This is a genomic window from Streptococcus sp. FSL K6-1323 (genome assembly GCF_038630745.1).
Taxonomy (GTDB): domain Bacteria; phylum Bacillota; class Bacilli; order Lactobacillales; family Streptococcaceae; genus Streptococcus; species Streptococcus salivarius_D.
The window spans coordinates 408,089-422,479 of record NZ_CP152039.1 but is presented as its reverse complement, the minus strand read 5'-3'; the positions used below and the strand labels follow the sequence as shown (position 1 = coordinate 422,479).

The following is a 14,391-nucleotide window of genomic DNA, read 5'->3' as shown; positions in this document are numbered from 1 at the left end:
TAAGGAGGGCCCATTCGAGCATCTCCTTTTTATGATTAGGATAGGAAAATGGTTTCTTTTTTGCAAAGAAAACACTAAATCTTCATCCTTACTATTTTATCATAAATTAGGGTTTTCACCTAGTCAAATATTTAAAAAATATCCTTACAAGATAACCGTAAAAGTGATGGTGTCATTTTTATAAGAGGCAAAGATACGCCCCTTAAATAATTTGACCATGCTTTGAGCCATGGAGAGGCCAATACCAAAACCCTTGTGTTCCTTGTTATTATGGGATTCTTCGATACGATAAAAACGCTCAAAAAACTTACTATAGTCAACATCCTTACCATCTTTATAGGTGTTTGACACTTCTAGACGAGCCCGTTTTCGTGTCCTTCCAATCTGACGGAGCCTTACGGTTACTGTCCCTTCTGGATCACAATACTTGTTAGCATTATCCACAAGGAGGGTTACAAGTTCAAAGAGAGACTTCTCCTCTGCTTTCACATGAATATCCGGTGTGATGTCCATAACGAAAGATTTACCATCTCGAACGACAGGCCCCTTAAAGTCCTCTGCTGCATCCTCAGTAATATAGGAAAAATCTACATCTTGAAGAACGATATCCGGCTGCTCCTCCAGACGAGATAGGGCTACCAGAGAATTGATTAAAGTGGTCAAACGTGCCACCTGGTCATTCGTCGACTTGGTCCACTCATTCTCTCCAGTCATGAGTTCTTGTAGCTCCGTATTAGCAGAAATAATGGCCAATGGTGTCTTTAATTCATGACCAGCATTGGTAATAAAACGTCGCTGCTTTTCGTAGTTTCGAATGAAGGGACGAATGACAATTCCTGATAGGGCACTGACAATGATGACAAAAAAGATAAAGCCAAACATTGATAAAAGGATAGAAAGACTTAACAAGGCTTGGGAAGAATTATAATAAGAGGTTGTGTCCAGAAAGACCACAAGGATCTTATTTTTGCTGACTTTACTAACCTGATAACTGAGATTAATATTTTTTTCTCTAATGGTTCCAAGAGTACTCGTCATTCGGCTAGCTGCACGGGCATAAGTAGTGGCCTCTTCATCATTTATCAAGGAAGTATGACTGGTATCCTGACTGACCACTTCATCACCAGACAAGGTCACGCTGAAAAAACGAAAACTATCTGATGGAATTTCACGCCCTTGATTGGTCTCAATTTTTTTAGTTTTTCCAAAACTACCATTATTTTCTGTGAGTGTATTGAGAACCTTACTAATTTCCTGCTCCGTCTGAAAGGCCCTCACAGTATTGATGATTCCCACCGTAAAGACCAAGATAAAGAGGATAGCCAAGGAAGCAATCGTAATAAATTGAAGTCGTAAACGTCTAAACATGAGCTACTCCTCTCTAATTGGCGAGAAGGCAAAAGTCGCCACCTTTTTCACCAAGAATGCTGATGTCAGCCTGGATGGCTTGCAATTTCTGACGCAGATAGGAAATATAGACCCAGACAATCGACTCGTCCACATCTTCCTCATCCTCCCAGATAGTCTTAAAAAGGTGCTCAGTCGTTAATTTCTTGGCAGGATTGAGCATGAAGTGGGCCATTAACTTGGTCTCTCTGCTTGAAAGTCGAATGGCGTTCCCAGCTACCAACTCCTGCTCTTCTTGGTCCAAACGAACAGAACCAAGAGTCAAAATTTTGGCAGTGAAGCTCTCACTCACACGACGCTCTAATGAGCGCAGACGCGCCAAAAGCTCCTTAAGGGAAATAGGCTTGGTCAAGTAATCGTCTGCCCCAGCATCAAGCCCGGTCACGCGATCATCAATTTCAGCCATAGCTGTCAACATAATGACATGCGTCCTATCCCCAGAGGAGCGAATCTCTTTCAAGGCCTCAATACCTGTTTTAATGGGCATCATAATATCCATAATCATTACTTGATAGGCATTCTGTGCAGCTAGGTCTACTGCCTCTTGCCCATTGAATGCTTGATCCACCTCATAACCCTGATGCTCTAGGGCTGCCTTGTAAACTCGAGAAAGAGCCTCTTCATCCTCAGCTAGTAGAATTTTCAAAGCCATTCTAGTCCCCTCCTTCTTGAATTAAGTTACGGATGGTCTGCATGGTCAAATCACATGAAGCTAATTCATCTGCACAGCGCTTAAGCTCACGAGTAATCATTTCTAGATTCTTGATATCGTGCTTGTACTTCATCTGATGCTCCAAACTGGCCCAGGAATCCTGAGCGATGGTCCGAAGCTGGACCTCAACAAAATAGGTTCCTCTCTCATTTCCTAGCACATCTGGAAACTCGGTTTCTACTTCTAAAATGAGATGGTAAGAACGATAGCCATTGGGCTTAGCATTTAAAATGTAATCTTTCTCGTTATAGATAGAAACGCCAGGGATAGCCTTGATGACATCAATAGTTTTGTAAATATCATCGACAAAGCCACAAACGATTCGAATCCCAATACTGTCACGAATTTCCTTGAGAGCAGATTGGCTGGTTTCAGGCAAATTTTTCCTACGACACTTTTCACGCATAGAATCGCTTTCTTTGATTCGTGAAATAAAATGTTCATAGAGTTTAAAGCCTGTTTCTTTTTTGCTAATAATATTAGCCGCAATAATCGGGTCTGTTATTTCTTGTAAAATCTTGGGGAGATACTGAGCATATTCCCCATAAATACTTGGAGTTGACATATAAACCTCCTCTAATAGCGTTTCCTAATTATAGCATAGTTAGACTTAAAAATAAGGAATGAGCCAGACAAGAAGGACTCTAAAGCTAAGAAAAAAATCCAGCCGAAGCCAGATTCATTTTGCTTATCTAAGTTAAATAGCACAAGGCTATGCATCAAGTGATTTGACAAAAGGCCAGTTGCCTAGTTTGTGTGTTTCGTAGGTCAAAACCTTATAACCACATTGTTTGTAGCCATTTTTTTCGTAGAAAGGTACATTGTAATCACGATTGGTAATCAAGCCAAGGCTGTGACCTCCTGTACTACGTACAAAAGGTTCAACCCCTTCAAGCAAAAAGAGACTTCCTATCCCTTTTCTTTGATAATCTGGAGTCACCGCCAACATCATCAGGTACCAGTCGTATTCTGCAGAATCTTCCAGATGTCTTTCGGACTCTTCAACAAAGTTAAAATACTTGAACAACTTAGTGATGCTTATAAAACTGAAAAGCTTGGTCGCCCCATTTTGAAGATAATTAAGCATAGAAATCGTCTGATGCTGTAAAATAGCTGCCGCAACAATGCGACCGTCCTTTTCAGCCACCAAACATGAGTCCTGTTTAATCGCCAAACGCACCAACACTTCCTGCAAGGCTAAGACAAATTCCTTATACTGTTCAGGATTCTTTAAATTACTGGCAATCATTGAAAGATAGGGGTAATCTTCAAAGGCATCTGCACATACTTGTGCAACTTCCTGAACTTCGTCTAGTCTTGCTTTGCGATATTGCATCATAATCTCCTAATCTGTCTGTTTTTTTCAGTATAACACAAAACGCATGACTGACAGTCATACGTGCTATAGATTTTTGTAAAATCTTATAATTTTATAAGAAAAGTTTAGGCAACTTCTTCTGTAAATTGACTATTATAAAGATCAGCATAGAAACCATCTGCTGCCATGAGCTCATCATGATTGCCCTGTTCAATAATGTTACCATCTTTCATCACAAGGATAAGGTCAGCATTTCGAATGGTTGATAAGCGGTGAGCAATGACAAAGGAAGTCCGACCTTCCATAAGCTTGTCCATGGCTTTTTGAATCAATTCTTCTGTTCGGGTGTCAACTGATGATGTCGCTTCATCCAAGATAAGAAGAGGGGCGTCCTTAAGAAGCGCACGCGCAATGGTCAAGAGCTGTTTCTGACCAACTGATAAGGTCACAGAATCATCCAAATAAGTATCATACCCCTTTGGAAGTGTGGTGATGAAGTGGTGAACACCGACAGCCTTAGCTGCAGCAATAACTTGCTCATCAGAAATATTCTCTTGGTTGTAAATCAAATTATCACGAATAGTACCTTCAAAGAGCCAAGTGTCTTGAAGCACCATAGAGAATTGATCATGAACAGTTTCACGTTTCATGTCGTTAGTATCCACACCGTCAATGGTGATACGACCTTGGTCGATGTTATAGAACTTCATAAGCAGGTTAACAATAGTCGTCTTACCAGCACCCGTTGGACCAACGATTGCAATCTTTTGACCTGGCTTAGCAAGAGCTGAAAAGTCATGAATAATAGTCTTTTCAGGAGTATAACCAAAGGAAACATGGTCAAAGACTACTTGACCTTTAGTATCTGTCAACTCAGCTGTCTTAGCTGACTCGTCGTCCATATCTTTTTCTTCCAAAAATTCAAAGATACGACCAATGGCTGCAGTAGCTGACTGGAGTTGTGTGATTCCTTGTGCAATTTGAGAAAGAGGTTGTGAGAAGATACGAACATAGGTCATGAAGGCTACCACATCACCAATCGTCAAGCTACCATCAATAACTTTGATGGCACCCACAAGACAGACCATGACATAACCAAAGTTCCCAATGAAAATCATAAGTGGCATCATAATACCTGAGATAAACTGTGATTGCCACATCGATTTATAAAGTTTATCATTAAGCCCCTTGAAAGCTTGACTGCTTTCTTGAGCAGCATTGTAACTCGTTACGACTACTTGACCCGTGTAGATTTCTTCAATATAACCATTAATATTAGCCAAATTTTCTTGTTGGCGTTTGAAAAGGGGTTGCGAGAAGCCCATGATGAAGGCTACCAGAACAAAACCTATCAAGACAGAACCAATCGCAGTGAAAGCCATAGTGACATTTGAGTAGAACATCATAATAATGGCTGCCACCAAGAGAACACTTGAAGTAATCAATGTACCTAAGCCTTGGCTAAGCGATTGTCCCAAAAGGTCAACGTCATTGGTCACACGAGAGAGGGTATCCCCTTGAGAGTGACTATCGAAATAATTAAGAGGGACACTGTTGATTTTCTTTTGGATAGCTGTACGGAAACGTTGTGAAAAGCGTTGTGTAACTGTCGCAACCGTAAAACTTTGTAAGTAACCAACAATGGCTGAAATCGCATATAAAACAGCCAAGGTCATAGCAATACTTGCTACCTTGTCCAAATCAATACCTGGAATCGTCCCCATTTTTGTAGGTGTGATCCCTTCAGTAATAGTATTGGTAATTTCTTTAAGCTTATCTGGTCCAATAACTGTAATGACCGCTGAAATAATTGCTCCAAAAATCGCAAGGACAAACGGAATTTGGAAACCTTTAATATAGGGTTTTAAGCGTTTATAGGATGATGTTTTTGGCTTATTTTCCATTTTCTAACTCCTCCTTAGACAATTGTGAATAGGCAATTTCTTGGTAAACCTCATTATTTGCCAAGAGTTCCTTGTGAGTTCCTTGACCAACGACCTTACCTTGGTCAAGTACCAAGATTTGGTCCGCATCCATAATAGTAGAGATACGTTGAGCAACAATCAACTTGGTCATCTCTTGCGTTTTTTCAGCCAGTTCTTGACGTAACTTACGATCGGTCTTATAGTCCAAGGCTGAGAAGGAATCATCGAAAATCAAGATTTCAGGCTTACGTGCCAAAGCACGCGCAATAGCTAAACGTTGCTTCTGTCCACCTGAGAAGTTAGACCCAGCTTGGGCAACTTCTGCTTTAAGTTGACCTTCTTTATTTTCAACAAAGTCTTTTCCTTGAGCCAATTCAAGGGCTTCCCAAATCTTAGCATCATCAAGAGGACTGTTATTGCTCGTTCCCATCGTCATATTTGACGTGATATCACCTGAAAAAAGCACAGCCTTCTGAGGAATATAACCGACTATATTGTGCAAGGTTTCATGGTCATAATGTCGCACATCGACACCGTCAACCTTGATTGTTCCTTGCGTGGCATCATAAAAACGTGGGATAAGGTTGACAAGCGTTGATTTACCAGATCCAGTCGAACCAATAAAGGCAACCGTGTCACCTTTTTTAGCTTTGAAGCTAACATGCTCCAAAACAGGCTCTGAAGTTTCAGAATAACGGAAGGAAACATCATCAAATTCGACAGTACCCACTTCTTTAGGTTTTTTAGAACTATTTTCAGGATAAGAGACTGAAGATTGGGTATCTAGAACTTCATTGATACGACCAGCTGCTACAACTGCACGTGGAAGAAGGAAGAAAACAACAATCATCATCATGAATCCCATAACAACCTGCATGGCATAAGATGAATAAACCACCATGTCTGAGAAAAGATGGATCTTATTTTCCATGGCACCAGCAATCTTAGTTGGATCTGTTGGAATCTTAACATCTTCAATCAAATGTGCACCAATCCAATAAATAGCCAGTGTCAAACCACTTGATACAGCAGTCATTACCGGTGTCAGTAAGGCCAAAGAACGACCGATAAAGAGATTGTTTTGGGTCAAATCAGTATTGGCCTTTTCAAATTTATCCTCTTGATAACTTTCGGCGTTATAGGCACGCACCACACGAATTCCAGTAAGAGATTCACGCGTTACGCTATTCAGTTTATCGGTCAGAGTTTGAATCAAGCGTTGCTTAGGCATAACCATAATCAAGAGGAAGAGCATGAGAATGGCAATCACTGCCACAGCGACAAGCAAGGCAAGGAGCCAGTTCCCATTTTTATCGGCAATCTTTGTAATCGCCCAAATGGCCATGATAGGCCCCTGTGTAATAACCTGTAACCCCATGGTAAGTACCAGCTGCAATTGGGTAATATCATTTGTCGTACGGGTCAAAAGACTAGGAATTGAGAATTTCTTAATCTCTGCATCTGAAAAATCTAGAACCTGATGGAAGATATCATCACGAAGACGGGTGGTAAAACTTGCCGCTGTTCTGGCAGCTAAGAAACCAACAACTACAGAGGCCATAAAGCCTGCAAATGACATTAAAAGCATTCGCATCCCTGGGGCATCTGTATTCCAGGCAAAAATATCCGACGCTTTAGTTCCCTTAGTTGATAAGAGTGTCGTAATATCAGACATATAGTCTGGAATTTTCAAGTTTAAATAGACGTTCAAGCAAACAAAAATCACCACTAAGACAATCATGATTAACTCTTTTGTCGTCAAACGTTTAAAAATTTTAAACATAAGTTACTCCTTATTTTTTTCTAAATTCATACGAATTTGGTGAAAGACACGAAAGGCTGTTTCAGCATCTTCTTTGGAAATACCTTCTAACAGCTGTTCATGGATGGCCTCTCGAAAATGTTTGACATCTCGAGCTTTCTTTTTACCTAAGTCTGTCAGATGAACATACTTGTAGCGTTTATCCTTGTCCGATGTCACCAACTCAACAAAACCATTTTTTTCCATTCGTTTGACCAAATTACTAGCCACTGATTTAGAAATACATAGTCTTTTTTCAATGTCTTTGATAAAGATTTCTTTATCTTGATTGTCAGACAAATACTTGACAGCAAATCCTTGCGGGCCAGCTAAATGCTCAACCCCATGGACCTTTCCTAACTCTTGCACGCGAGATTCCATAGTATTGATGAATTCTCTGAATTCACTAAAAGTATCTTTTCCATGCATCGCAAGTCCCTCCTTGAATAATTCTCATGGAAACTATTTTAGTTCTTATGAGAACTAATGTCAAGAAAAAAGTTCTTATGAGAACTAAAAAAGAGTGAGAAAGAAAATTTCTTTCCACTCTCACTCCTGTAACTGTGATTATTAAGGCTTTGAAATCTAAAATCTAACAACGCTTGAGCTAGGCTATCTAAATAATAATCCCCTCCAAATGATCCAATTCATGTTGAATAATTTGGGCTGGCATACCAGAAAAACTTAACTGTTTGGGCATCCATTGTTCATCTAAATAAGCAACCTCAATCGACTCATAACGTTTGGTTGGACGACTTCCTTCTAAAGACAAACAAGACTCCTCTGTTTGAAAAGGTGAGGACTTGCTGATTAAAACAGGATTAAACATGACTAGATTAACAAAACCGATATTGACGATAATAACACGCTTTTTAACGCCAATCATATTGGCAGCCATACCCAAACAGGCATCCTTATGAAACTCCAGTGTATCACGTAAATCTTTAGCCAAATAGAGGTCTTCTTTAGTCGCTTCTGTCGATTTTTGTCCAAGGAAAAAGACATCCTTTACGATAGGTTTTATCATCTATTTACTCCCTTTTCTTATCTAAAATATGAAATCATATCTCCTTTTTTATCAGAGACGAAGGTTTTCAATTTCATATTAATCACCTTGACCTATTATATCAAAAGGCCTACCCTCTAGTAAAACAGTCAAAAAAAGAAACCCGCAGGCTTCTTTTTAGTCATCTTTCTTCACTCTATACAAATAACCAATAAACGCCAAAAGACTAATAGTTGAAACACCCATTGCCAATTTGGCAACTGGGGTATAGCTATAGGTCAAAACGACACCATGGTTACCTGGTGGTAGGATTAGATTAGTTGGATTCTTTTCCTTAGCTAAGTAAGTAGTTACTCTTTTTCCATCAATCCTCGCTTCTTGTCCTTTATAGTAGAAAACTGGTAGCGACAAGACTTTAGCTTCTTTTGACTCGTTATCTACTGTAAGTGCTAGCTCCTTTGGAGAACGTCTGATGGTTGACTTAATTTCCTGATTATCCAAGAAAAGATGTTTGTCAAAGACAAAGCCAAAGGGCACTTTTTTATTGGTGTAATCGCCATTTATATTTTTATAAGTTCCCTTAGCTAGCATTTCTCTCGTGACTTTTGTATTGCTTGGCAATATATTCTTGGCTTTAGTCATCTTATCTTGGACAGTAGCAATCTGAAACATATTCAGACAAAGACCAAACAAGACAAGCATCGTCGTTGCCTTCATAGACATATTTTCCAAGATATTAGCCAAGGCTAAACTGAAGAAAAGCAAGGCAAAACTCCACAATCTCCAAGGAAATTGTAGATTGGACACTGGACTCTCCTGTAATAACTGCCAAGGAAAACTATTCAAAGTTAAAAAAGCCAAAACAAGAGAAATAAAAAGGTAAATTCTAGCTTCCTTTTCCTTCACAAAACGCTTCGCAAAGATTAGGCTTAGCACTAGACCCAGGAGATAGAGAAGATTAACTGATGGAGTCCTTAAATCGCTTTTTAGAATCAACTCCCAGTTGTCTGCCAGACTCAAGGCAGTCTTGGATAGGAGCGGTTTAAAAGTCGTTCGTAGCGTGACATACTTGAATTGCTCTATCATAGGAACAAAGAAAGCTAGAGACATACTAAGAGTGACAAGAGTGGCCTTAAGAAATCCTAGAATACGTTCTTTTTTATTATCCCAAATCCCAAAACTAGCTACCACTGCTATGAAAATCATAAGAGAAGCCAAAAGGACAGATAAGACATGGGAATAGACTAAACCAAGCATGCCAAGGGTCAAGACCCACCATTTCTTATAATCTCCAAATGTTATCAAACGAACGCCAACGAAAACTAGAGGTAAAAAAATCATAGCCAGCGTTTCGCCAACAGCTGTCCGGTAATAAGAATTGTGCAAGAAATAACCCGAAAAAAGATAAAAGGTAACAAATATCATCACCTGTTTATCAGAATAGTTCAATAAACATAATCCGTAAAAACTAAGCAAACAAGTTACAAAGCGAACAAGAAATTGAAAACTCATCCAGGCTACAAAGACTGACTGAGTCAGCTTATAGATTATGAAAATAGGATAATAGGTTAACCAGGGATAAAAGGTATTGATTAATTGTCCGGTCCCTCCGTTAGTTGTAAAATTGATAGGACTCTTCCAGACAGTATCCAAGGATAACAGTCGGTTAATGTGAAAGACAATATCATCACCATAAAGCTTGTCCCTAAAAAAGAACATAGGCAGTATCGACACTATGCTGATCAAGAAACTTATTAGAATGACTGTCTGATTAGTATACTTCTTTTCTTTTGCCCCACAGGGATCCTTTCCAAGACTCACGATTATTCCTCTCATATTCTAATTCATCAAAATCTACTCTAGAAAGAGATTTCTTACTAGCTCATTATACCAAAAAAGGACAAATCTCCTCTTCCTCCTAAGTCTGTCTAAACAAAAAAAGAAACCCGCAGGCTTCTTTTCTTATTTTATCGAGAGGCTATTGGTAATAGTCTATCAATTAAACGATACCTTGTGCTGACATAGCATCTGCAACTTTAAGGAATCCAGCGATGTTGGCACCTACAACAAGGTTACCTTCATGACCAAATTCTTTAGCAGCTGCTGCAGCATTTTCGTAGATACCTTTCATGATATCGTAGAGTTTAGCATCAACTTCTTCGAATGTCCATTGTGTACGTTGGCTATTTTGTGCCATTTCAAGAGCTGATACAGCAACACCACCAGCGTTAGCAGCTTTGGCAGGACCAAATGATACACCAGCTTTAAGGAAGACATCAATAGCTCCCAAAGTTGATGGCATGTTAGCACCTTCTGAAACAGCCAATACACCATTTGCTACAAGTGTTTCTGCATCTGTTTCATCCAATTCATTTTGAGTTGCACATGGGAATGCCAAGTCAGCTTTAACTGACCAAACTGTCTTTTCACCACCAGCAGGTGTGAAGGTTGCATTTGGACGAGCTTCCGCATATTTAACGATACGTTCACGTTTAACTTCTTTGATTTCTTTCAACAAGTCAACGTCGATTCCGTCTGGATCATAAACAAAACCAGATGAATCAGAACATGTTACCGCTTTAGCACCAAGGCTTTGCAATTTTTCGATAGCGTAGATGGCAACGTTACCAGCACCTGAAACAACTGCTGTTTTACCGTTAAAGTTTTCACCACGTGCATTAAGCATTTGTTCTGCAAAGTAAACAGCACCGTAACCAGTTGCTTCTGTACGAGCAAGTGATCCACCCCAGTTCAAACCTTTACCAGTAAGAACACCTGTATACTCGTTACGAAGGCGTTTGTATTGGCCATAGAGGTAACCAATTTCACGTCCACCAACACCGATATCACCTGCAGGTACGTCTGTATCTGCACCAATGTGTTTGCTCAATTCAGTCATGAAGCTTTGGCAGAAACGCATGATTTCGTTATCTGATTTACCTTTAGGATCGAAGTTTGATCCACCTTTACCACCACCGATTGGTTGACCAGTCAATGAGTTTTTAAAGATTTGTTCGAAACCAAGGAATTTGATGATTGATTGGTTTACTGATGGGTGGAAACGAAGACCACCTTTGTAAGGACCAATAGCTGATGAGAATTGTACACGGAAACCACGGTTTACTTGTACTTGTCCTTTATCGTCAACCCATGGCACACGGAATGAAACGATACGTTCTGGTTCAACCAAACGTTCCAAAAGGTTTTCTTCAATATATTTAGGATATTTATCGAAGACAGGAACAAGTGAATCGAAAACTTCTTCAACTGCTTGAAGGAACTCAGCCTCATGGCCATTTTGAGCTTTCACTTTTTCAAAAACGCTAGCAACGTACTCTTTACCTGTTGTCATATCAATGTTTCCTTTCAAATAATTACCTTAGTAATTTAATTACATGAATAGTATAAATTTTCAGAATCTTCTTGTCAAGTATTTTCTGCTATTTTTTTGATTTTTATGTTAGGTTTTGTGACATAGCAAGTGACCTCTCTTTTTTTAGTTAATCCTAAAATGTTATCAATTCAACAATGTAAGCGGATTCTATTTTTCTGGTTTTTCTCCAAAATTTTTTAAACTTTTTTTGAACTTTAAGGCTAAAATGGGTAAAAAAACAATTTAGTAAATTTACTATTTTTACATTTACAAAGATTCCCAACTATGTTATCATTAATTTAGTAATTTTACTAAATCTCAAAAAGGATCATTTTTTATGAAAAGAAAACAATTATCAGGAAAGCGCATCGGCATTGTTTTTGGAACTTTCGCTCCAATGCACGTTGGACACGTTGACCTCATTACCAAGGCAAAACGTGCTAATGACAATGTGCTCGTCATCGTAAGTGGCAGCAACACACAAGAAGATCGTGGGACACGCGCAGGCCTATCACTCAATCGACGTTTCCGTTATGTTCGAGAAGTGTTCTATGATGATGAATTAGTAGTTGTGGATAAACTAGACGAAGCTGGGATGCCAGCCTATCCTGAAGGCTGGGTGCCTTGGGTTAATCGTGTCAAAGAGCTTATCGCTAAGAATACGGATGATCCTGAAAAGATTACCTTCTATGTTGGAGAGCCAGAGTATGTGACTGAGCTCAATCGCTATTACCCTCAAGCTCAGGTAGAACTCATCGAACGTTCTATTATCAATATCTCTGCTACTGAGATTCGCGACAATCCGATGGAAAATTGGCGTTTTATCACCAAGCCTTTCCGTCGCCACTTTACTCGCAAGGTCCTTGTTGTTGGCTCTGCTAGCGGTGGAAAGACTACTCTTGTTAAGGATCTGGCTCGCACTTACAATGCTCCCTGCTCTCTGGAATATGCTAGGGAATATCAAGAAAAGTATAATGTACGAGATGACGAGTTAGATACCAACGACTATATTCACCTCCTAACAGATCAATACGCCCAGACCTCTGATATCATTGACAAAGGGCAACACTCAGGACTTATCTTTGCCGATACCAATTCAACAGTCACTAAGGTCTATATAGACTACTATTTGAAAGAAAATATCTCCCAAGAAGAGTTCGACTTGTTGGATCGCCTCTATCAGGTAACTCAGGCCCGTGAAAAGTGGGATTTGATTTTTGTGATCCTGCCAAAATCAAACTATGTAGATGATGGTTTCCGTGACATGACTATGGCTGATAATCAAACACGTGACTGGTTTACCCGGCACCTCCTAGACCTCCTATCACCATTCAAGGATAAAATCGTTATTTTAGGGGAAAATAGTAATAGCGACAGCTTCTTTGCGGACAACTACCACAATGCCAAGAAGGCAATCAAGGAACGTTTACACATCGAGATTTAAAAGAGTAATCCAACATAATCATTACTTATAACTTACAATACAAACATGGAGGAAACCTATGACTAAAACCTTCGAAAACTCTGGTAGTGAAAAGGAATTTTTGGACATCTATCGGCGAGAAGAGATAGATAAGTACGTTAAGCCCTCAGTGACCGTTGACTCAGTCATCTTCCGCTATTATGAAGGAAGAGTCCAAACCTTACTTATCAAGCGAAAAAACCATCCCTTCATGGGGAAATATGCTCTCAGTGGTGGCTTCGTTCAGGAGCAAGAAGATCTCAATCTAGCTGTCTGTCGCGAAGTACAGGAGGAAACATCTGTTAAACTCGACCCTGATCATATTGAGCAACTCATTACAGTGGGAACACCTTATCGGGATCCTCGGATGTGGACTATCACAGTGGCTTATCTCTGCTTCATGACTTTTAATGATATTCAAGTAGAAAAGGCGGCCGACGATGCAGCATCTACGCATTGGTTAGACATCGCCATGGTAGACGGTCGACTGCAACTTGTTGATGGCAATAAGACACTGTCACATGATGACCTCGCCTTTGATCATTGGGAAATTCTCTTAACAGCTATGGAACGTATCAAGGGACGACTCGAATACTATCCAACTATCCTTTCCATTATGCCCGAGGAAAACACCTTGACCACCTACCGTCAACTTTTTGGTACCTTTAATGAAGACTACCTCAAGATGGATTCCACAAATTTCTTGCGCCGCTTTAAACACCTCTTCCAAAAAACAGGTCGTCAGGTAGCTACGAGAACCAGAAAGGCTGCCACCTACACTTATCACATCAAGCCACTCTAAAGTAGGTCTTTGTTTGACAATTTGATACTTACATAGTAGTATTAAGAAAAATTAATAAGAGGTATCCTATGAAAAGTTTTACATTGATTAGTGGCATTCTCATTACACTCTTGGGTGTCTTTTTCTTCGCTAATCCTACAAACCTTCTTGCCATCGTTGGTTGGCTGTTTGCCCTAGTGATGCTGGTATCTGGTGTTTCAAGTCTCATGGTTTATTTTAAACGAGATAACGAAAACCGCTCCTTCTTCCAACTACTTCAGAGTATCATTTCCATTGTTTTTGGAATTATTTTGCTATCAACATCAGCATGGGTGCTCTCAGGTGTAGCTGTAACCATTATCGCTTGGTGGCTCCTTGTCTCAGCCTTTACACAAGGCTTTCAAGCTTATCGCCAACGTCAATTCGGCTTCTCAGGACAACCTGCCCTGTCAATCACCTTGATTTGTCTGGTATTTGGGCTCTTGCTCTTTAGTGCTCCGTTTTTCTCAGCCTTTCTTATTGGGCGCTTGGTAGCTTCCTTAATTATCTTTACAGGTGTTTCAGTCCTTTCCTTTTCATTCCGCTTGTGGTAAGAAGAAACCAGAC

The 14,391-nt window shown here is 39.8% G+C and carries 13 protein-coding genes; 3 read left to right on the top strand and 10 right to left on the bottom strand.

The features are described from left to right. Nucleotides 1-144: 144 nt before the first annotated feature. The 10 genes from NST80_RS02235 to gdhA form a co-directional block, all read right to left on the bottom strand. Nucleotides 145-1,368 carry a HAMP domain-containing sensor histidine kinase gene (locus NST80_RS02235; RefSeq protein ID WP_183138108.1) on the bottom strand — a complete coding sequence of 408 codons (1,224 nt, stop codon included), beginning with the start codon at nucleotides 1,366-1,368 and terminating at the stop codon, nucleotides 145-147. A 13-nt stretch (nucleotides 1,369-1,381) separates the two neighbouring features. After that, nucleotides 1,382-2,059: a response regulator transcription factor gene (locus NST80_RS02230; protein ID WP_038675394.1), complete on the bottom strand. Its 678-nt coding sequence runs from the start codon at nucleotides 2,057-2,059 to the stop codon at nucleotides 1,382-1,384. Between the two features lies 1 nt (nucleotide 2,060). Then, on the bottom strand, nucleotides 2,061-2,684 hold the full coding sequence (locus NST80_RS02225; protein WP_096833213.1) for a GTP pyrophosphokinase family protein: 624 nt from the start codon (nucleotides 2,682-2,684) through the stop codon (nucleotides 2,061-2,063). A gap of 147 nt (nucleotides 2,685-2,831) precedes the next feature. After that, nucleotides 2,832-3,455, bottom strand: coding sequence for a GNAT family N-acetyltransferase (locus NST80_RS02220; RefSeq protein WP_002886697.1), 624 nt, complete (start codon nucleotides 3,453-3,455; stop codon nucleotides 2,832-2,834). Between the two features lie 107 nt (nucleotides 3,456-3,562). After that, a complete protein-coding gene (locus NST80_RS02215; protein ID WP_096833214.1) occupies nucleotides 3,563-5,341 on the bottom strand; it encodes an ABC transporter ATP-binding protein in 1,779 nt (592 codons plus the stop codon). Next, entirely contained in the window at nucleotides 5,331-7,145 is a 1,815-nt protein-coding gene (locus NST80_RS02210) for an ABC transporter ATP-binding protein (protein WP_183138106.1), read from the bottom strand. The genes NST80_RS02215 and NST80_RS02210 overlap by 11 nt, the downstream gene beginning before the upstream one ends. A gap of 3 nt (nucleotides 7,146-7,148) precedes the next feature. After that, entirely contained in the window at nucleotides 7,149-7,592 is a 444-nt protein-coding gene (locus NST80_RS02205) for a MarR family transcriptional regulator (protein WP_002885568.1), read from the bottom strand. Between the two features lie 187 nt (nucleotides 7,593-7,779). Further along, on the bottom strand, nucleotides 7,780-8,190 hold the full coding sequence (locus NST80_RS02200) for a peptide deformylase (protein ID WP_183138105.1): 411 nt from the start codon (nucleotides 8,188-8,190) through the stop codon (nucleotides 7,780-7,782). A gap of 156 nt (nucleotides 8,191-8,346) precedes the next feature. Continuing rightward, a complete protein-coding gene (locus tag NST80_RS02195; RefSeq protein WP_259666647.1) occupies nucleotides 8,347-9,510 on the bottom strand; it encodes a hypothetical protein in 1,164 nt (387 codons plus the stop codon). 658 nt (nucleotides 9,511-10,168) lie between these two features. Further along, nucleotides 10,169-11,521 (bottom strand): NADP-specific glutamate dehydrogenase, encoded by a 1,353-nt coding sequence (gene gdhA / locus NST80_RS02190; protein ID WP_022496250.1) that lies wholly within the window; start codon nucleotides 11,519-11,521, stop codon nucleotides 10,169-10,171. Nucleotides 11,522-11,879: 358 nt separating this feature from the next. Between gdhA and NST80_RS02185 the strand changes: the two genes are divergently transcribed. The 3 genes from NST80_RS02185 to NST80_RS02175 all read left to right on the top strand — a co-directional run bounded on the left by NST80_RS02185 (nucleotide 11,880) and on the right by NST80_RS02175 (nucleotide 14,378). Further along, entirely contained in the window at nucleotides 11,880-12,986 is a 1,107-nt protein-coding gene (locus NST80_RS02185; RefSeq protein WP_183138103.1) for an AAA family ATPase, read from the top strand. 58 nt (nucleotides 12,987-13,044) lie between these two features. Then, a complete protein-coding gene (locus NST80_RS02180; RefSeq protein ID WP_084871158.1) occupies nucleotides 13,045-13,806 on the top strand; it encodes an NUDIX hydrolase in 762 nt (253 codons plus the stop codon). A 68-nt stretch (nucleotides 13,807-13,874) separates the two neighbouring features. Then, a complete protein-coding gene (locus NST80_RS02175; RefSeq protein WP_084871157.1) occupies nucleotides 13,875-14,378 on the top strand; it encodes a DUF308 domain-containing protein in 504 nt (167 codons plus the stop codon). The last annotated feature ends 13 nt before the right edge of the window (nucleotides 14,379-14,391 follow it).

Coding starts and splice junctions, on each gene's coding strand:
- NST80_RS02225 (WP_096833213.1), bottom strand. CDS start 2,684: ATGTCAACTCCAAGTATTTATGGGGAATATGCTCAGTATCTCCCCAAG.
- NST80_RS02195 (WP_259666647.1), bottom strand. CDS start 9,510: ATGATTTTTTTACCTCTAGTTTTCGTTGGCGTTCGTTTGATAACATTT.
- gdhA (WP_022496250.1), bottom strand. CDS start 11,521: ATGACAACAGGTAAAGAGTACGTTGCTAGCGTTTTTGAAAAAGTGAAA.
- NST80_RS02200 (WP_183138105.1), bottom strand. CDS start 8,190: ATGATAAAACCTATCGTAAAGGATGTCTTTTTCCTTGGACAAAAATCG.
- NST80_RS02210 (WP_183138106.1), bottom strand. CDS start 7,145: ATGTTTAAAATTTTTAAACGTTTGACGACAAAAGAGTTAATCATGATT.
- NST80_RS02185 (WP_183138103.1), top strand. CDS start 11,880: ATGAAAAGAAAACAATTATCAGGAAAGCGCATCGGCATTGTTTTTGGA.
- NST80_RS02205 (WP_002885568.1), bottom strand. CDS start 7,592: ATGCATGGAAAAGATACTTTTAGTGAATTCAGAGAATTCATCAATACT.
- NST80_RS02220 (WP_002886697.1), bottom strand. CDS start 3,455: ATGCAATATCGCAAAGCAAGACTAGACGAAGTTCAGGAAGTTGCACAA.
- NST80_RS02180 (WP_084871158.1), top strand. CDS start 13,045: ATGACTAAAACCTTCGAAAACTCTGGTAGTGAAAAGGAATTTTTGGAC.
- NST80_RS02175 (WP_084871157.1), top strand. CDS start 13,875: ATGAAAAGTTTTACATTGATTAGTGGCATTCTCATTACACTCTTGGGT.
- NST80_RS02215 (WP_096833214.1), bottom strand. CDS start 5,341: ATGGAAAATAAGCCAAAAACATCATCCTATAAACGCTTAAAACCCTAT.
- NST80_RS02230 (WP_038675394.1), bottom strand. CDS start 2,059: ATGGCTTTGAAAATTCTACTAGCTGAGGATGAAGAGGCTCTTTCTCGA.
- NST80_RS02235 (WP_183138108.1), bottom strand. CDS start 1,368: ATGTTTAGACGTTTACGACTTCAATTTATTACGATTGCTTCCTTGGCT.